At 57.4% G+C, this 19,202-nt stretch carries 15 protein-coding genes; 12 read left to right on the top strand and 3 right to left on the bottom strand.

The window, feature by feature from the left end:
* Positions 1-31 precede the first annotated feature (31 nt).
* On the bottom strand, positions 32-283 hold the full coding sequence (locus tag ACJ8IL_RS01590; RefSeq protein WP_025303039.1) for a YciN family protein: 252 nt from the start codon (positions 281-283) through the stop codon (positions 32-34).
* A 427-nt stretch (positions 284-710) separates the two neighbouring features.
* Between ACJ8IL_RS01590 and topA the strand changes: the two genes are divergently transcribed.
* The 5 genes from topA (at position 711) to acnA (ending at position 10,590) form a co-directional block, all read left to right on the top strand.
* Entirely contained in the window at positions 711-3,308 is a 2,598-nt protein-coding gene (gene topA, locus ACJ8IL_RS01585) for a type I DNA topoisomerase (RefSeq protein WP_004930691.1), read from the top strand.
* Between the two features lie 360 nt (positions 3,309-3,668).
* Positions 3,669-4,643 carry an HTH-type transcriptional regulator CysB gene (gene cysB / locus ACJ8IL_RS01580; RefSeq protein ID WP_004930690.1) on the top strand — a complete coding sequence of 325 codons (975 nt, stop codon included), beginning with the start codon at positions 3,669-3,671 and terminating at the stop codon, positions 4,641-4,643.
* Positions 4,644-4,976: 333 nt separating this feature from the next.
* Positions 4,977-7,286 (top strand): type VI secretion system Vgr family protein, encoded by a 2,310-nt coding sequence (locus ACJ8IL_RS01575; RefSeq protein WP_142590323.1) that lies wholly within the window; start codon positions 4,977-4,979, stop codon positions 7,284-7,286.
* A 17-nt stretch (positions 7,287-7,303) separates the two neighbouring features.
* The gene (locus tag ACJ8IL_RS01570; RefSeq protein WP_043142513.1) at positions 7,304-7,699 is read left to right on the top strand and encodes a hypothetical protein; all 396 of its coding nucleotides are present in this window, start codon (positions 7,304-7,306) and stop codon (positions 7,697-7,699) included.
* 218 nt (positions 7,700-7,917) lie between these two features.
* Positions 7,918-10,590: an aconitate hydratase AcnA gene (acnA, locus tag ACJ8IL_RS01565; protein ID WP_414104447.1), complete on the top strand. Its 2,673-nt coding sequence runs from the start codon at positions 7,918-7,920 to the stop codon at positions 10,588-10,590.
* A 56-nt stretch (positions 10,591-10,646) separates the two neighbouring features.
* On the opposite strand, the gene ribA is transcribed toward acnA, so the two are convergent.
* Entirely contained in the window at positions 10,647-11,240 is a 594-nt protein-coding gene (ribA, locus tag ACJ8IL_RS01560; RefSeq protein ID WP_141968504.1) for a GTP cyclohydrolase II, read from the bottom strand.
* 279 nt (positions 11,241-11,519) lie between these two features.
* On the opposite strand from ribA, the gene pgpB reads away from it, so the two are divergent.
* Complete coding sequence (gene pgpB / locus ACJ8IL_RS01555) at positions 11,520-12,281, top strand: phosphatidylglycerophosphatase B (protein WP_442516309.1); 762 nt, start codon at positions 11,520-11,522, stop codon at positions 12,279-12,281.
* A gap of 22 nt (positions 12,282-12,303) precedes the next feature.
* Here pgpB and ACJ8IL_RS01550 read toward each other — a convergent pair whose 3' ends face one another.
* A complete protein-coding gene (locus ACJ8IL_RS01550) occupies positions 12,304-13,098 on the bottom strand; it encodes a DeoR/GlpR family DNA-binding transcription regulator (protein WP_025303034.1) in 795 nt (264 codons plus the stop codon).
* A gap of 388 nt (positions 13,099-13,486) precedes the next feature.
* Here ACJ8IL_RS01550 and ACJ8IL_RS01545 point away from each other — a divergent pair, with 388 nt between their 5' ends.
* The 6 genes from ACJ8IL_RS01545 to ACJ8IL_RS01520 all read left to right on the top strand — a co-directional run bounded on the left by ACJ8IL_RS01545 (position 13,487) and on the right by ACJ8IL_RS01520 (position 19,195).
* The gene (locus ACJ8IL_RS01545; RefSeq protein WP_043142526.1) at positions 13,487-14,290 is read left to right on the top strand and encodes a transketolase; all 804 of its coding nucleotides are present in this window, start codon (positions 13,487-13,489) and stop codon (positions 14,288-14,290) included.
* Positions 14,291-14,292: 2 nt separating this feature from the next.
* On the top strand, positions 14,293-15,198 hold the full coding sequence (locus ACJ8IL_RS01540) for a transketolase family protein (RefSeq protein WP_368906648.1): 906 nt from the start codon (positions 14,293-14,295) through the stop codon (positions 15,196-15,198).
* 9 nt (positions 15,199-15,207) lie between these two features.
* Positions 15,208-16,008, top strand: a complete 801-nt coding sequence (locus ACJ8IL_RS01535; protein ID WP_025303031.1) for a GolD/DthD family dehydrogenase — start codon at positions 15,208-15,210, stop codon at positions 16,006-16,008.
* Between the two features lie 63 nt (positions 16,009-16,071).
* Positions 16,072-17,004, top strand: a complete 933-nt coding sequence (locus tag ACJ8IL_RS01530) for a D-ribose ABC transporter substrate-binding protein (RefSeq protein ID WP_025303030.1) — start codon at positions 16,072-16,074, stop codon at positions 17,002-17,004.
* A 64-nt stretch (positions 17,005-17,068) separates the two neighbouring features.
* Entirely contained in the window at positions 17,069-17,686 is a 618-nt protein-coding gene (locus ACJ8IL_RS01525; protein WP_060447745.1) for a DUF2291 family protein, read from the top strand.
* Positions 17,687-17,695: 9 nt separating this feature from the next.
* The gene (locus ACJ8IL_RS01520; RefSeq protein ID WP_060433170.1) at positions 17,696-19,195 is read left to right on the top strand and encodes a sugar ABC transporter ATP-binding protein; all 1,500 of its coding nucleotides are present in this window, start codon (positions 17,696-17,698) and stop codon (positions 19,193-19,195) included.
* The last annotated feature ends 7 nt before the right edge of the window (positions 19,196-19,202 follow it).

Here is a 19,202-nt window from a genome sequence, read left to right as displayed (position 1 = left end):
AACGGGGGCCAGGTGCCCCCGTTTTCTTTACTCAATCGACCAGGTGGTATTTTTCCGAAAGCAGATGGGCCAAGTGTTTAAACATATTAAATACCGCGGTGGTTTTGGCGGTGGGCAATCCGTCGGCATCCAAAAAGTATTCGCCGCGAAAAACTAAAACGCCGCTTTTTTGTTCAACGTCGGTGGCGAGCATGCCGTGCAGATAATCTTCGTGTTGGCGGATGATGTTATTTGCTTCCGCCAGTAGGGCCTCGCGGCCGATAGGTGCAGTATTCTTGTGCATTTATTAGACTCCAAACAAAAAACGCTGCGCATATTCTAACGCCGGTTCGCTTTTATCCGCAAACCGACTAAGGTTTATTTGCCGTCTGGATGGCCATGGGCGGCCGCCGGTTGGCGAAATCTGCCTTTCCGTGCTAATTAGGTTGCGTGACGCTTTTTATCAGGTACAGTGTGGGATTTTGCGGCGTCGGGTGGAAGGTTTTGTTTACGCCATGAATAAAACTCACACAGCCATACTTCTGGGGCATGGGTGAATAGCAGGCAGGATCAACAACTTGCGTTCAGGTTGAGCAGTTGGGCAACCAAAAGAAAAAAATCTGTTGATCTCTTGCCAGACTGCCGCAATATAAAAAAAGAGACACGAATTGCCGCGGCACGGCGAGATAAAAGACTTCTTTTTAGAAGAAATAAATTAGGTAAAGGTAAATATGGGTAAAGCTCTCGTAATAGTTGAGTCCCCGGCAAAAGCCAAAACTATTAATAAATATTTAGGAAGTGACTACGTGGTGAAGTCCAGCGTCGGTCATATCCGTGATTTGCCGACCAGTGGCTCAGCCAGCAAAAAGAGCGCTGACTCAACCGAAGACAAAGCCAAGAAAAAAGTTAAAAAAGATGAGAAGGCGGCGCTGGTAAATCGCATGGGCGTCGACCCTTACCACGGGTGGAAAGCACATTATGAAATCCTGCCGGGTAAAGAAAAAGTGGTCGCCGAGTTAAAATCGTTGGCGGAAAACGCCGACCACATTTATCTCGCAACCGACCTTGACCGCGAAGGGGAAGCCATCGCCTGGCACCTGCGGGAAGTGATCGGTGGGGATGACAAACGCTTTAGCCGCGTGGTGTTTAACGAAATCACCAAAAACGCAATCCAACAGGCGTTCAAACAGCCGGGCGAGCTGAACATTGATCGCGTTAACGCGCAGCAGGCTCGCCGGTTTATGGACCGCGTGGTGGGCTATATGGTCTCGCCGCTGCTGTGGAAAAAAATTGCCCGCGGCCTGTCCGCCGGCCGCGTACAGTCGGTGGCGGTGCGCCTGGTGGTTGAGCGCGAACGCGACATCAAGGCGTTCGTGCCGGAAGAGTATTGGGAGCTGCATGCCGATCTGCTGGCGAAGGGTGAAACCGCGCTGCAGATGGAAGTGACTCACGCGCACGACAAACCGTTCAAGCCGGTCAACCGCGAGCAGACTCACGCCGCGGTCAAGCTGTTGGAAAAAGCCCGCTACACGGTGCTGGATCGCGAAGATAAACCGACCAGCAGCAAGCCGGGCGCGCCTTTCATTACCTCCACGCTGCAACAGGCCGCCAGCACCCGCCTGAGCTTCGGCGTGAAGAAAACCATGATGATGGCGCAACGGCTGTATGAAGCCGGCCACATCACCTATATGCGTACCGACTCCACCAACCTGAGCCAGGATGCGCTCAACATGGTGCGTGGCTACATCGGTGACAACTTCGGCGACAAATACCTGCCGAAGGCGCCGAATCAGTACAGCAGCAAAGAGAATTCGCAGGAAGCGCACGAAGCGATCCGTCCTTCGGACGTGAACGTGCTCGCCGAGCAGTTGAAAGACATGGAGGCGGACGCGCAGAAGCTGTATCAGCTGATCTGGCGCCAGTTCGTTGCCTGCCAGATGACACCGGCGCAATACGATTCCACCACGCTGACGGTGAAAGCCGGCGATTATCAACTGCGCGCCAAGGGCCGTACGCTGCGCTTTGACGGCTGGACCAAGGTGATGCCGGCGCTGCGCAAGGGCGATGAAGATCGCACTCTGCCATACGTCGAAATCGGCAGCGAACTTGATCTGCAGAAACTGATCCCAAGCCAGCACTTTACCAAGCCGCCGGCGCGCTACAGCGAAGCCTCACTGGTGAAAGAGCTGGAAAAACGCGGTATCGGCCGTCCGTCCACCTACGCCTCCATCATTTCGACCATTCAGGATCGCGGTTATGTGCGGGTGGAAAGCCGCCGCTTCTATGCCGAGAAAATGGGCGAGATCGTCACCGATCGCCTGGAAGAGAACTTCCGCGAGCTGATGAACTATGACTTCACCGCGCGTATGGAAGACGGCCTTGATGAGGTCGCCAACAACCAGGCCGAGTGGAAAGCGGTGTTGGACGAATTCTTCGTCGACTTCAGCGAGCAGCTGGAAACGGCGGAGAAGGATCCGGAAGAAGGTGGCATGCGGCCTAACCAGATGGTGATGACCAGCATTGACTGCCCGACCTGCGGCCGCAAGATGGGCATCCGTACCGCCAGCACCGGTGTGTTCCTCGGCTGTTCCGGCTACGCGCTGCCGCCGAAGGAGCGTTGCAAAACCACCATCAACCTGGTGCCTGAAGCGGAAGTGCTCAACATCCTCGAAGGTGACGACGCGGAAACCAACGCGCTGCGCGCACGCCGCCGCTGCCAGAAATGCGGTACGGCGATGGACAGCTATCTGATCGACAACCAGCGTAAGCTGCACGTCTGCGGTAACAACCCGGCGTGTGACGGTTATGAGATCGAAGAGGGCGAGTTCCGTCTGAAAGGCTATGACGGCCCGGTGGTGGAGTGCGACAAATGCGGCTCGGAAATGCACCTGAAAATGGGGCGCTTCGGCAAGTACATGGGCTGCACCAACGAGAACTGCAAAAACACCCGTAAGATCCTGCGTAACGGCGATGTCGCGCCGCCGAAGGAAGATCCGGTACCATTGCCAGAGCTGCCGTGCGAGAAGTCCGACGCCTATTTCGTGCTGCGTGACGGCGCTGCCGGCGTGTTCCTGGCGGCCAATACCTTCCCTAAATCGCGCGAAACCCGTGCGCCGCTGGTGGAAGAGCTGGCTCGCTTCAAGGATCGTCTGCCGGAGAAACTGCGTTATCTGGCCGATGCGCCGGTCGCGGATGCCGAAGGCAATAAAACGCTGGTGCGTTTCAGCCGTAAAACCAAGCAGCAGTACGTCTCCTCTGAAAAAGACGGCAAGGCGACCGGTTGGTCTGCGTTCTACGTGGACGGCAAGTGGGTTGAAGGCAAGAAGTAAGGCTGATGTCCTGCCTGCAAGATGAAAAACCAGCCCTGGCGGCTGGTTTTTTATTGGTGAAAAGGGGCAAACGGATCTATCCTTTGCTGTTTTTATCCCTCTGACACCGCCGTTTCACGTTGATACCAATGCAAAATAATCGTTATCATAGTGTGACGCGGATCTATACTTGAAGCTGCAACGTGGTATAGTGGTTATATAAAAAGTTTTTTTATTATTAAAGCTTATTAACAACGGCGCTTTCTTCACCATCAGGGTAGAACACGGTGTTTATGGCTTGTGAGTTTCAGCATACCGGGGCGACACCGATATACCTGGCTGCGGGTAAGCCGCAGTGTTTAACCTAGGATGGTATAAGATATGAAATTGCAGCAGCTTCGTTACATTGTGGAAGTGGTTAACCACAACCTGAATGTCTCCTCGACGGCAGAAGGGCTCTATACCTCGCAACCCGGCATCAGTAAACAGGTGCGCATGCTCGAAGATGAGCTGGGCATCCAGATTTTCGCCCGTAGCGGCAAGCACCTGACCCAGGTCACCCCCGCCGGCCAGGAAATCATTCGCATCGCGCGTGAAGTATTGTCCAAAGTGGACGCCATCAAAGCCGTTGCCGGTGAACACACTTACCCGGACAAAGGCTCGCTGTACGTCGCCACCACGCATACGCAGGCTCGCTATGCCTTGCCCAACGTGATCAAGGGCTTTATCGAGCGTTACCCGCGCGTCTCGCTGCACATGCACCAGGGGTCGCCGACGCAGATCGCCGAAGCGGTCTCCAAGGGCACCGCCGATTTCGCCATCGCCACCGAAGCGCTGCACCTGTACGACGATCTCATCATGCTGCCGTGCTACCACTGGAACCGTGCGGTGGTGGTGAAGCCCGATCATCCTTTGGCGGGCAAAAGCAGCATCAGCATTGAAGAACTGGCGGCTTACCCGATCGTCACTTACACCTTCGGCTTTACCGGCCGCTCGGAGCTGGACACCGCCTTCAACCGCGCCGGCCTGACGCCGCGCATCGTCTTTACCGCCACCGACGCCGACGTGATCAAAACCTATGTGCGTCTGGGACTGGGGGTGGGGGTGATCGCCAGCATGGCGGTGGATCCAGTGCAGGATCCGGATCTGGTGACGGTGGATGCGCGCGATATCTTCACCTACAGCACCACCAAGATCGGCTTCCGCCGCAGCACCTTCCTGCGCAGCTACATGTACGACTTTATTCAGCGCTTCGCGCCGCACCTGACGCGCGACGTGGTCGACAGCGCGGTGGCGTTGCGTTCCAACGAAGAGATTGAAGCGATGTTCAAGGACATCAAGCTGCCGATTAAATAGCCGCCAGCGTTGACGACATCAAACAACACCCGGACAGGACTGCGCCTCTCCGGGTTTTTTATGCGTAAAACCCTGCGCCATAACACACCCCATTCGCAAGCTGCGCTAATCCAATCTTGGTTGGGGGAACGCGTTATGGCGCTTTAACGTCAGACCGACTCCCTCTGTCATTTCCACTAAGTTTCTGAATAATGCCCATTCTGGCTTAAGACAGCTTATGTCTTCCTTGTTAGGAATCATCTGAAAACAAAGTGTTTTTGTTCTGGCAAAGAGTTTTTTTTCTCTCGGAAGTTAAAGTAATGCTAACCAATTGCCAGCGGAGCCGCTTATCTCATGACCAGCCGTATCTCTGTTCAATTGCCCGTTGAGGGCCTGCTTTTTTGGAAGCTGGCGGGCCGTGAGGCCTTGTCCGAGCCGTTTGCGCTTACGCTGACCTTGCTGGGACGGGATGCCCGCATTAATCGCAGCGAGCTGTTGGGGCAACCGGTCACGGTGAATCTACCGACGGGACTGCTGTCAGCGGATCGCCATATCAATGGCAAAGTGACCCGCGTTGCCGTCAGTGCCGTCGAATTAAGTGGCACGCGTTATGCTGTGTATACGCTGACGGTGGAATCGGATCTATGGCCGATGAAGCGGGATCGCAATCTGCGCATCTTCCAGGGCCAGACGGTGCCGCAAACGGTGCATGCTTTGCTCAGCGAATATCAGGTTAACGTAGAGGATAAACTCACCGGTCGCTATCGGGTGTGGGATTACTGTGTTCAGTATCAGGAGAGCAGTCTCGATTTTATCAGCCGCCTCATGGAGCTGGAGGGTATTGTTTACCATTTTCGCCATGAGGCGGGCCGCCACACGCTGGTGCTGACGGATGCGGCAGGGCAGTATCAGCCGTTTAGCGGCTACGAGACGATTCCTTACCATCAGACTCCGTCTGGCGGCAGCACCCTCGAGCAGGGCATCGGCCAATGGGCACCGGAAGACAGCGTAACGCCGGGCATTTACGGTTTGGACGACTATGACTTTCGCAAACCGAACGCCTGGCTGTTCCAGGCTCGCCAAAACCCGGCCTCGCCGATGCCGGGCAGCATCGACGTCTACGATTGGCCGGGCCGCTATGTCGAGCACGCCGATGGAGAATTCTACGCACGCGTGCGCCAGGAACGCTGGCAGGTGGAACATCAGCAGGTACATGGCACAGCAACGGCGATCGGAATCGCGCCGGGCTATACCTTTACCCTGATCAACGCCCCGTTTTTCAGCGATAACGGCGAATACCTGACGACGGCCGCCGATTACACGTTCTCCGAGAACCGCTACGCCAGCGGCGAAGAAGGAGAGACGATTCATCGCATCGACTTTACGGTTATCCCGGCTGCTACCGTCTTTCGTCCGATGACGGTGACGCCGTGGCCGCGCACCTATGGCCCGCAAACGGCCAAGGTGGTGGGGCCCGTCGGCGAGAATATCTGGACGGACAAATACGGCCGGATAAAAGTGAAGTTTCACTGGGATCGCCGCGCCAAAGGGGATGATACCAGTTCGTGCTGGGTGAGGGTCTCGAGTGCCTGGGCGGGGCAAGGGTTCGGTTCGGTACAGATACCGCGCGTCGGTGATGAAGTGGTGGTGGACTTTATCAATGGCGATCCGGATCGGCCGATTGTCACCGGGCGCGTCTACAATGAAGCGAGCATGCCGCCGTGGGTGTTGCCGGCGGCGGCTACGCAAATGGGTTTTATGACTCGCAGTAAGGACGGAAGCCGGGACAACGCCAGCTATCTTTTTTTCGAAGATAAGGTGGGCAGCGAGGCCGTGGAACTGCACTCCGAAAAGGATATGAAGGTTTCGGTGGAAAATGACCAGCAGGTCAATATTGATGGTAACCGGTCGACAACTATCCTCAAGCAACAGCAAGACGAAGTGACGGGCAATGCCACCTTCCATTACAAGAGCCAGCGCACCACCACGGTGGATAAAAAAGAAACCGGCTATTTTAATGGCGGTGTCGCTACGGAGATCAAGGCAGGGCGGACGTTCGACATTAAGGACGGCGGTGACAAGGTAACGATCAAAGGCGACCGTACCAGCGATATCGACGGGAATGAAAGCCACCATGTCTCCGGCAAACTGACTGAGACCCTGGATAAAGGGCGGGACGTTACGATCGGCGCTGGCGGCCATAAAGAGAACATCACGGGGGGCGTTACCAGCGAGATCAAGGGCGGCGTCAACGAAACGATCAAAGACGGCGTTACCACCAATATCAATAGCGGCGACTGGACGCAAAACGTCAACGCGGGAACCATTACGATTTACAGCCCGCATCAGATCAAAATTGTCAGCGGCGAAAAGATCAGCCTCGAAGCGCCGGAGTCCGTGTTCAATCCCAAGCTGCACAGCCTGACCGTGACAGCCTTCAGTGAAAGCATTACCGGTAATAGCGTATCGGCATCGGCGATAGCCAGCAGCATCGTTGGCGTGTCCAACGGCCTGACGGGGCTATCCAATTCTTATAAGCTGAAAGAGTTTTCAAAGACGGCGTTCAAAACGGAAACGAACGGGGTGGTGGTGAATGTCGAGGTGACCAATATCAGCAACAGAACGCTGAATGTAACGAATAACTCGTTGTTTATAATTACATAAAATGGAGCAGCACGCTTATGTCTCTGGCTGATATGTCGAAGTACTTCCTGTATGCGGGGATCGCCACCCCTGTCGTGATGGGCATTTTCTTTTACTGTATTTTTAAAAACAACGGCGGTAACTCGACCGAGATGTCTGCAGTTAAAAACTATCTCAACAAGGACAGCTGGCAAGGTGAAATTATCGCCTCACACCTCGAATCCTGTCGGCAAACCAACACTCGATATGGCAATGACTTTTTCTTTGACGTTGATTTTTATCTCCCGGGCGACACCCGACTCCACACTGCCAAGGCCCTGGTTCAACCAGGCCAGATGCATCTACTGCGCAAAGGGATGGACATCAAGGTAAAGAAGGGGCGTAAGAATCAGCTGGCGGTTGTGGAGATGGATTTCCCCGCTGAGCTGTTGTAGCTAACCTTTCCCTGCCAAAGCGCCGCATCGTTGCGGCGTTTTTGTTGGCGTATTGCCTAACCCCTTGGCTGGGCTCGCACTTCCTTCCCGCTGATTGTTCCCACCTATCGTTGTGATCAAATCGTGTTGTTATCAAAACGTTAACTTATCTTTGTGGTATCTTTAAACAAGACCTCACTGATTACCCTGTTTTAGTCACAATAAGAAATGGAGGAGCTATGTCGTCCGATCTTCGTGAAACAAGTCTGGATAAGCTGGTTGCGCTGAATAGCGAATATTACTACTACAGTCTGCCGCTGGCGGCGAAGCAGCTGGGTGATATCGACCGGTTGCCGAAATCAATGAAAGTGCTGTTGGAAAACCTGCTGCGCCATGTGGATGGTGACACCGTGCAGGTTGACGACCTCAAGGCCATCGTCGCCTGGCTGCAAACCGGCCATGCTGACCGTGAGATCGCCTATCGTCCGGCGCGCGTGCTGATGCAGGATTTTACCGGCGTTCCGGCGGTGGTGGATCTGGCCGCGATGCGCGAAGCGGTGCGGCGACTGGGCGGCAACGTCGACCAGGTGAATCCGCTGTCGCCGGTGGACCTGGTGATTGACCACTCGGTCACCGTCGATGAATTTGGCGACGATAACGCCTTCGAAGACAACGTGCGTATCGAAATGCAGCGCAACCACGAGCGCTACACCTTCCTGCGCTGGGGGCAGAAAGCCTTCAACCGCTTCCGCGTGGTGCCACCGGGCACCGGCATCTGCCACCAGGTCAACCTCGAATACCTCGGCCAAACGGTCTGGCACAGCGACGAAAGCGGCCGCCGCGTGGCTTATCCGGATACGCTGGTGGGCACCGATTCCCACACCACCATGATCAACGGCCTGGGTATCCTCGGCTGGGGCGTCGGCGGCATCGAAGCGGAAGCGGCGATGCTGGGCCAGCCGGTGTCGATGCTGATCCCGGACGTGGTCGGCTTCAAGCTGACCGGCAAGCTCCGCGAGGGCATTACCGCCACTGACCTGGTGCTGACGGTGACTCAAATGCTGCGCAAGCACGGCGTGGTCGGCAAGTTCGTCGAGTTTTACGGCGATGGGCTGGACGATCTGCCGCTGGCGGACCGGGCAACCATCGCCAACATGTCGCCGGAGTTCGGCGCCACCTGCGGTTTCTTCCCGGTGGATGACGTTACGCTCGGCTATATGAAGCTCAGCGGCCGCAGCGCCGAACAAATCGCGCTGGTGGAAGCCTACGTCAAAGCGCAGGGCATGTGGCGCAATCCGGGGGATGAGCCGGTCTTCACCAGCTCGCTGGCGCTGGATATGTCGACGGTGGAAGCCAGCCTCGCCGGGCCGAAACGCCCGCAGGATCGCGTCGCGCTGCCGAATGTGCCGCAGGCGTTCACGGCCGCGACCGAGCTGGATATCGGCGGCCACAAGGCCAAGACAGACAGCAAAACCTTTACGCTGGACGGGCAGCAGCACGAACTGCGCGACGGCGCGGTAGTGATCGCGGCGATCACCTCCTGCACCAACACCTCCAACCCGAGCGTCATGATGGCGGCCGGCCTGCTGGCGAAAAACGCCGTCAAGAAAGGGCTACGCAGCAAACCCTGGGTAAAAACCTCGCTGGCGCCGGGTTCCAAAGTGGTGACCGACTACTTTGACAGTGCCAAACTCACCGCCTATCTGGAAGAGCTGGGGTTCAACCTGGTGGGATATGGCTGTACCACCTGTATCGGCAACTCCGGGCCGCTGCCGGATCCCATCGAGCAGGCGATCAAAGAGGGCGATCTGACCGTGGGCGCGGTGCTGTCGGGCAACCGTAACTTCGAAGGGCGCATCCACCCGCTGGTGAAAACCAACTGGCTGGCCTCGCCGCCGCTGGTAGTGGCTTATGCGCTGGCGGGCAGCATGAAGATCGATCTGACCAAAGAGCCGCTGGGCGAGGGTAATGACGGTCAGCCGGTCTATTTGAAGGACATCTGGCCGAGCAGCCAGGACATCGCTCAGGCGGTGGAAGAAGTGCGCACCGAGATGTTCCACAAGGAATACGGCGAAGTGTTCGACGGCGACGCCAACTGGCAGGCGATCCAGGTGACCGGTTCGGCGACCTATCAATGGCAGGAGGATTCTACCTATATCCGCCATCCTCCGTTCTTCAGCACCATGAAGGTGAAGCCGGATCCGGTGCAGGACATCAAGGACGCGCGCATTCTGGCGATTCTGGCCGACTCGGTGACCACCGACCACATCTCGCCGGCGGGTAACATCAAGCGCGACAGCCCGGCGGGGCGCTACTTGAGCGAGCACGGCGTGGCGCCGCAGGATTTTAACTCCTACGGTTCACGCCGCGGCAACCACGAAGTGATGATGCGCGGCACCTTCGCCAACATCCGCATTCGCAACGAAATGGTACCGGGCGTCGAAGGCGGCTATACCCGCCATATTCCGTCGCAGCAGCAGCTGTCTATCTACGACGCCGCCATGCAGTACCAGCAGGAGAAAGTGCCGCTGGCGGTGATCGCCGGTAAAGAGTACGGTTCCGGCTCCAGCCGCGACTGGGCGGCGAAGGGGCCGCGCCTGCTGGGCGTGCGGGTGGTGATAGCCGAATCCTTCGAGCGCATTCACCGCTCCAACCTGATTGGCATGGGGATTTTGCCGCTGGAGTTCCCGCAAGGGGTGACGCGCAAAACCCTGGGGCTGACCGGGGATGAGCAGATTAGCGTCGGCGGCCTGCAGCAGCTGCAGCCGGGCCAGACGGTGCCGGTGCATATCACCTATGCCGACGGGCGCAAGGACGTGATCGACACCCGTTGCCGCATCGATACCGGCAATGAGCTGACCTACTACGAAAACGACGGCATCCTGCACTATGTGATCAGGAAAATGCTGTAATTAGGCAATAAAAAGGGCGCCGCAAGGCGCCCTGATTGTTTCCGCCGCGGCGGCGATCACTTCTGATCGAGCAAATGGCCCATTTTGGCGGCCTTGGTCGCCAGATAGTGTTCGTTCTTCGGGTTGCGGCCGACGATCAGCGGCACGCGCTCGCTGATGTTGATGCCGGCTTCGGTCAGGATCTCGACCTTTTTCGGGTTGTTGGTCAGCAAACGCACCGCGTCGACGCCCAGCAGTTTGAACATGTCGGCGCACAGGGTGAAGTCGCGCTCGTCGGCGGCAAAGCCGAGCTGGTGGTTGGCTTCCACGGTGTCTGCGCCCTTATCCTGCAGGGCATAGGCGCGGATCTTGTTCAACAGGCCGATATTGCGGCCCTCCTGGCGATGATAAAGCAGGATGCCACGGCCTTCTTCGGCAATCTGCTCCAGCGCGGCTTCCAGTTGAAAACCGCAGTCGCAGCGCAGGCTGAACAGGGCATCGCCGGTCAGACATTCGGAATGCACGCGTGCGAGCACCGGCGTTTCGCCGGAAATATCACCGAATACCAGCGCCAGATGGTCATGCCCGGTCGCCAGTTCTTCGAATCCTACCATCAGGAAATCGCCCCAAGGTGTCGGCAGTTTAGCCTCTGCCACCCGTTTAAGCTGCATGTCATTCTCCACAAAAAACTACGATTCAATCATTGTCGCGCATCCTAAGTCCGGTTCGGTAAATTGACCAAGACTAAAACGTGCTACGCCGATCTCTATTTCGTTAATTATCGGCTATTTTGCCACAACTTCTTGCCGGGCGGTGCTCAGCAAACCAGCAGATGGCGTTTTCTGGCCACCTATTACTGCGATAGGTTGCCTATCTGTTTAATTTTTCGCGTGTTATCAATATTGCACTCTTGTTACACTGCTGCCTGATTCACGCAGAGGAAGAATAGAATGTATGAGATAGCAAAACGCACGGCGGGCGGCGCGCTGCTGCTGCTGTTGATGCCGCTGGTAGTATGGGCATCCGGCTGGCACTGGCAGCCCGGCGGCAACGAGCCGCTGCTCAAAGCGCTGTACTGGGTGACCGAAACCGTGACCTCGCCGTGGGGCATTCTGACCAGCGCTATCCTTTGCGGCTGGTTTTTGTGGTGCCTGCGCTTTCGGTTGAAGGCGGCCATCGGTCTGGCAATCCTGCTTTCCGCCGCGTTGGTGATTGGGCAGGGGGTCAAATCGTTGATCAAGGATCGGGTGCAAGAACCGCGACCGTTTGTGGTATGGCTGGAGCAAACCCACGGCGTGGACGGTAAATACTTCTATTCGCTGCATCGCAAAGAGCGCAGCGCGCTGGTGCGCGAGCAATTGCAGGATCAGACGGTGGTGCCGAACTGGCTGCGCAAGCACTGGCAGTTTGAAACCGGTTTCGCTTTCCCGTCGGGGCACACGATGTTCGCCGCTACCTGGGCGCTGTTGGGCGTAGGGCTGCTGTGGCCACGCCGCCATTATAAAACCGTCGCGCTGCTGATGGTGTGGGCGACCGGCGTGATGGGCAGCCGCCTGCTGTTGGGCATGCACTGGCCGCGCGATCTGGCGATGGCTACGCTGATCAGCTGGCTGCTGGTGGTGGTCACCTGCTGGTTGGCGCAGCGCTGGTTCGGCCCGCTGACGCCGCCGCCGCAAGAGCAGCAGGAAATCGCGGCGCGCAAGCCGGAATAATCACTTCTTTCACAGGCGCCGTTCAGGCGCCTGCCACCAAGACCTTAACGCCTACCTTTTCAAATGCCTGCAGTGCGGAATCGCCAATTCCGTTGTCGGTAATCAAATAGTCGATATGCTGCCAGTCACAAGGCAGCGCAAACATTGAAACCTTATCGATCTTGCTTGAGTCGGCCACCACATACACCGTGTTGGCTGCATTGATCATCGCCATTTTCAGTTTGATGTCGGTTTCGCTTGGGAAACTGAGCCCGTGGCGGGGCGAGATGCAGGCCGTCGCGAGGAACAGCTTTTGCGCCAGCACGTTTTCGAAGAAGCTGGCGGCTTTGTCCCCGGAGGTGGAGAGCGTGGGGAATTTGAATGAGCCCCCGGTCAGCAAAATATTCACACCCGGTTCGCCGCCCAGCTGCAGTGCAATATTGACGCCGGTGGTGATAACGGACAGTTTCTTTATGTGATTCAGGTGATTGGCGATAGCCGTGGTGGTGGTGCCTGAATCAAGAATGATGGTGTCGCCGGGCTCGATAAAACCGGCGGCGAGCTTGCCGATGCGATCTTTGGCGGTCAGGTTAACCTGGCGTTCCAGCAGCATGGCATGAGTATTTTGCTTGCCATCAACCAGAGTTGCACCACCGTGGAAGCGCTGCACATAGCCTTGCTGCTGCAGGACGCGCAGATCGGTACGAATGGTCGCCTCGGTCAGCTTGAAGGTATCGGTAAGCATTTTGACCGTCGCCGAGCCGTCTTCGCGGATCATGTCGAGGATCTTTTCGCGCCGTTGCTGCATTTCCGCCAGCTGTTCGCTTTTGCTTTTCAATCGAAAGACTCCTGCACCTGTCAGTTCCCGCCGCGCGGTTTGCCACGGCCACTCCTTATTGATGCGCTGAATTTTAGCTCGCGATTATTGATAAAGCCACGGATAAACCCGGCTAAGCAGTATTGATTTTTATTCGAAAATCATTGGCATCCGATCAAATCAACGGTAAAAACTAAATCAAAGCAGCCGGGTGATTTTTATCGTGTTGTTATTTATTGGTTTTTATCGGCATGGGTGTTGTCTGATAAGCGCTTTTGCTTGAAATTTGATCTTGCCCACATTAATTATCGTTTTTGCTGCATATGATTTCCATTCGAAAATCAATGGCGAGTTAACGGATCAATTTCGATGCGATAACGATAATCAGGGCGCTTATGCAGAGGTGACGATGGACTTTCAGGCGATTAAAAACACGGCACGCCAGGCGCGCCGATATGTGGTGACCATGAACCATAAGGCAGGCAAGGGCCATACCGGCGCCGATCTGTCGGAGATCGACATCATCTGCACCTTGTATATGGCGGTGATGGATCGCAGCAATGCCCGGCCTGATCAGGATCGGTTCATTTTGTCTAAAGGGCATGGCGCCGGCGGTTTCTACTGCAGTTGCGCGGCGATGGGCTTGCTGGATCCTGCGGTGCTCGATCAGTTCATGGGCGACGACACCTTGTTGGCCGGGCATCCGGTGCGGCAGAAGCTGCCGGAGCTGGTGGAGATCAACTCTGGCGGTTTGGGGCATGGGCTGCCGATCGGCGTGGGGCTGGCGCTGGGCAACAAGCTGGCGGGGCGTGCGCATCGCCGCGCTTTCGTGTTGCTGGGCGACGGCGAACTGGCAGAGGGTTCCAATTGGGAGGCGGCGATGGCGGCCAGCAAATTTAAGCTGGATAACCTGATTGCCATCGTCGATCGCAACCGGCTGCAGCTGGCGGGAAAGACAGAGGCCATCATGCCGCTGGAACCGTTGGCGGAAAAATGGCGCGCTTTCGGCTTTGAAACTCTGGAATGTGACGGCCACGATCCGGCGGCGCTGGTGGCGGCGATCCAACGCCCGAGCCAGGACAAGCCGCGAGTGATTTTGGCCAATACCGAAAAGGGGCACGGCGTGTCGTTTATGGCTAACGTTGCCGCCTGGCATCACGCGGTACCGGACGAACAACAGCTGGCGCAGGCGCTGGCGGAACTGGAGGGGTAAACATGCAGGATTTACGCGATGCGGTGGTAACGGCGTTGATCGAACAGCAACGGGCGGGTGCGGATCTGAGCGTGATGGTGGCGGATTCCACGTCCACGTCGAAAATCGCGCCCTTTGAGCAGGCTTATCCGGAGCGGGTGGTGAACGTCGGTATCGCCGAGCAGAACATGGTAGGCATGGCCGCCGGCATGGCGCTCAGCGGCCGCACGGTCTTTACCGCCAACGCGGCACCTTTCCTGTTCGCTCGTTCAAACGAACAGATGAAAAACGATGTTTGCTACACGGAGACCAACGTGAAAATGCTTGGCCTGAATGCCGGATTTGGTTACGGGCCACTGGGCGCGACGCACCACTGCATGAACGATATCGCCATCGCCCGTACGTTGGGCAATCTCAGCGTCTATGCGCCGGCGGATGCAAGGCAAGCGGCAGAGATTGTCCGTCATGTCATCGCGCAACCCGGTCCGGCCTATATCCGTATGGACAGTGACAAGCTGCCGGTGTTGAACGCGGATTACCAATTCCGTCCGGGAGAGCCGGAGGTGTTGCACCAGGGGGAAGATAACCTGGTGTTCTGTTTGGGCACGGTGGCTCATGAGGCGATGAAGGTGCTGGCATTGGGCGATAACCCGACCATTGTCTCTCTCCCTTCGCTCTGGCCGCTCAATGAGGAGGCGGTGGTGGCGTTGATGCGCTCGCACCGCCAGGTGCTGACTATGGAGGAGCATGCGCTCAGCGGTGGTTTAGGCACCATCATCGGTGAATTGTTGCTGCGGCATCAGCTGCCGCGGCCGTTTACCGCGCTGGGCATGCCGGCTTACGAATTTACCCACAGCAGCAGCCGGGCGGCGCTGCGGCGGCAATACGCCATCGATGCGGCAGGATTGCATGCACAGTTAACTCAATAGGGGGATGCGATGGAGCGGAACGAATATGACGTTAATTTACGCTACGGTGTCGATAGCCGGATGTCGCTGGCAGGGAAGGTTGCGGTAATCACCGGCGGTTTGGGCGGCATCGCGATGGCAGCCAATCGCCTGCTGTTGGAAAAGGGCGCGCGCCTGGTGTTGATGTATCCGGCCTTTGAACAAGACAAGGCCGCGGCAGCGCTGCGAGAGTTGGGCGATGAACAGGTGTTCTGTCAGGTGTGCGACGTGACCGAACCCGACTCGGTGGCTGCCGCCTTCAACGCGGCTGAGCGGCGCTTTGGCCGGCTCGATATCCTGGTCAACTGCGCCGGCTACGTTAATTTGCAGCCGGCGACAGAAGTCACGCTCGAGGAGTGGCAGCGCCATCTGGCGGTCAATCTCACCGGGCCTTTCCTGTGCTCACAAGAACTGGCGCGCCGCGCGATAACCGCCGGCCACGGCGGGAAAATCATCAACATCGCGTCGCAGGCGGCTTCCATCGCCATTGACGATCACTGTGCTTACACCTCCGCCAAGGCGGGGCTGCTAGGCATGACCAAGGTGATGGCCAAAGAGTGGGCGCCGCACGGCATCACCGTCAATACGTTATCGCCCACCGTGGTGCTGACGCCTATGGGAGAGAAAGCCTGGCGAGGCGAAAAGGGCGAGGCGATGAAAAAGCTGATCCCACTGGGGCGTTTTGCTTATACCGATGAAATCGCGGCGGCGATCCTGTTTTTTGCCAGCAACGGCAGCGACATGATTACCGGCGCGGACCTGATGATCGACGGCGGTTTTACCATTTGGTAAGCGGCAACCGCAGCGATCGCCAACACCAGACGATGTTCAACACAACGATAAGAGAACACCATCATGAGAAAAATAGCCACTTACCTCACCCTGCTCACCGGTTTTGCCTTCACCTCTGCCATGGCGGCGGAAAAGGGCACGATCGCCATCCTCGTCAACTCATTGGACAACCCTTATTACTCCGCGGAAGCCAAGGGGGCCGAGGCCAAAGCCAAGTCTCTCGGCTATCAGACGCTGGTGCTGTCGCACGGCGAAGACGTTAAGCGCCAGGGAGAGCTCATCAGCCTGGTTATCGGCCGTAAGGTTCAGGGCATCATTTTGGATAACGCCGATTCCCAGGCCAGCGTCGCCGCCGTACAGCAGGCGAAAAACGCCGGCATTCCAGTGGTGCTGATCAACCGCGAGATCCCGGTCGATGGCGTGGCGTTGGCGCAGATCACCCATAACAACTTCCAGGCCGGCTCGGACGTCGCCAACCAGTTTGTGGAAAAAATGGGGGAAACCGGCAAATACGCCGAGCTGACCTGCAACCTGGCGGACAATAACTGCGTTACGCGTTCGCAGTCGTTCCACAACGTGATCGACCAATATCCTGAGATGGTCAGCGTGGCGCGTCAGGATGCCAAGGGTAATCTGCTGGAGGGGAAACGCATCATGGACAGCATTTTGCAGGCGCATCCGGACATCAAAGGTGTGATCTGCGGCAACGGACCGGTGGCGCTGGGCGCAGTGGCGGCGCTGAAAGCCGCTGGCCGGCAGGATGTCACCGTGGTGGGCATCGACGGCAGCAACGATGAACGTGACGCCATTCTCAACGGCAACCTCTACGCCAGCGTGATGTTGCAGGCGCAGGCTATCGCTGCGCAGGGCGTTGAAATCCTCGACGGCTATTTCCAATCCGGCAGCTATACCGGCAAGGAACGCGTGATGTTCCGTGGCATCCTGATCGGCAAAGACAATGCGCAACGGGTCAGTGACTTCAACTTCAAACCGTAACCCGCGCTGAGCGGCGTCTTTCACCACCCCGTCCTGGCGGCGGGGTGCGATCGGAGGTGTTGTTATGTCGATGCGCATTGCGTTGACCCTCATCGTCGTCCTGGCGTTGAGCGGTTGCCGTATCGTCTCGGAGAAAAAGCTGGCGGAGCTTCGCTCCCCGGTGAATCCACATGTGGCGCAGGCAGCGGAGATTTACCGCAGCAAAATCGCCCCGCAAGTGGTCAAAACGGCGCAGCCGCTGGGCGAGCTGATCGCCCGGATCGCCCAGGCCAAGGATTTTGACAGCGCTTGCGGCCTGCTGGGGTACCGTGCTCAACCGGAGTTTCCTTGTTACTTCAACGTTAAGGTCAGCGGTGAAGTTGCGGCGGTCAACACCCGCTCGCGCAGCGGAAAATTAACGCTCGCACTGACCGATGCGCCGCTCAGCAGCGTGGAGGTGCAGATCGGGCCGGTCTACCGCGGTACGGCGTTACGCGACAGCTATCGCGGCCTGAGCTACAGCGATTTCAATGACCAAGCGCTGTTCGGCGATTTTGCCAGGGCGATTAACCAGGCTTCGATCGACGAACTGGCCGGATCCCAGCCCAAGGTGGGTGACCACATTACCGTGTATGGCGTATTCAGCAGCTGGCAGGCACCTGCCGAGCCGCTGTTGATCACGCCGGTGCGCATTCAACCTTAAGGGGGCGTGATGAGCGATCCGATCATTATTCAAACGCGCAACGTTTCGCGTCTCTATCCGGGCGTCACCGCGTTGGATAGTGTGAGTTATCAAGTGTTTCGCAACCAGGTCAACGTGCTGATCGGCGAGAATGGCGCCGGCAAGTCGACCATGATGAAGCTGCTGGCGGGGGTGGAAACCCCGTCCTCCGGCACTATCGAGCTGGAGGGGAAAGCGGTGACGTTAACCTCCACGCAGCAGGCGGAGCGGCTCGGGATCAGCATTATTTTTCAGGAGCTGAACCTGTTCCCCAACATGTCGGTCATGGACAACATTTTTATGGCCAACGAGTTCTTCCAGCGCGGCCGTATCAATGTGGACTATCAGTATCAGCTGGCCAAATCCTTGCTGCAGCGGCTGGAGTTGGATATCGATCCGCATACGCCGTTGGGCAGCCTCGGTATCGGTCATCAGCAGCTGGTTGAAATTGCCCGTGCCCTGGCGAAGGACACCCGGGTGCTGATCATGGATGAGCCGACGTCGGCGCTGAGTCAGGCCGAAGTGCGCACGCTGTTTCGGGTGATCGCCGATCTGAAAAAACGCGGCGTCACCATCATCTACATTTCTCACCGACTGGAAGAGCTGATGGAAATTGGCGATCGCATCACGGTATTTCGCGATGGGCGTTTTGTTGCCGCCGAACCGGTCAGTAACGTCAGCATTCCGTGGATCATCGAAAAGATGGTGGGGGAAAAGAGCAAGCACTTTGATTATTGCGCGGCAGAACAAGGGGATGAAGTGCTGAAGGTCGAACAGCTGACGCTGCCGCGTGAAAACGGCGGCTATTGCCTTAACGACGTCAGTTTTTCACTGCGCAAAGGGGAAGTGATCGGCATTTATGGCCTGTTGGGGGCCGGCCGTACCGAACTGTTCAAAGTGCTCAACGGCGTGATGCGTCAGACGGCAGGTCGCATTTTGCTCAATGGCAAAAGCGTGGAGCGGCTGGGATTCCGTCAACGCATGGCGTTGGGCATGGCGCTGGTGCCGGAAGACAGGCAGGCGGAGGGGTTGGTGCAGATGATGTCGATCAAGGCCAACATGACCCTGGCCAGCCTGGGACGTAATGCGCTACGGCCGTTGGCGTCGGCCGGGGAGTGTGCGTTGGTCGATGGCATGATCGAAAAACTGGCGATCAAGGTCAGTGACCGGGAGCTGCCAATTACTAGCCTGAGCGGCGGCAATCAGCAGAAAGTGGTGTTGGGCAAGGCGCTGCTGACCGGGCCGCAGGTGGTGTTTCTTGATGAGCCGACGCGCGGAATTGACGTCGGTGCCAAAACGGACGTTTACCACCTGATTGGTGCGATGGCGCGCCAGGGGCTGGCGGTGATGTTCTCTTCGTCGGAGCTGGATGAGGTGGTCTCACTGGCCGACCGGGTGATGGTGATGGCGGACGGGCAGCTGACGGCCGATCTGCCGCGTGAACGGGCCGATCGCGAAACGCTGATCCGCGCCTCAACCCCTCATGCATAAGGATAAG

The organism is Serratia sp. CY47444 (assembly GCF_052168635.1).
GTDB lineage: Bacteria > Pseudomonadota > Gammaproteobacteria > Enterobacterales > Enterobacteriaceae > Serratia > Serratia bockelmannii.
Note: the sequence above shows the minus strand (reverse complement) of the source record. Positions and strands in the feature narration are given on the sequence as shown.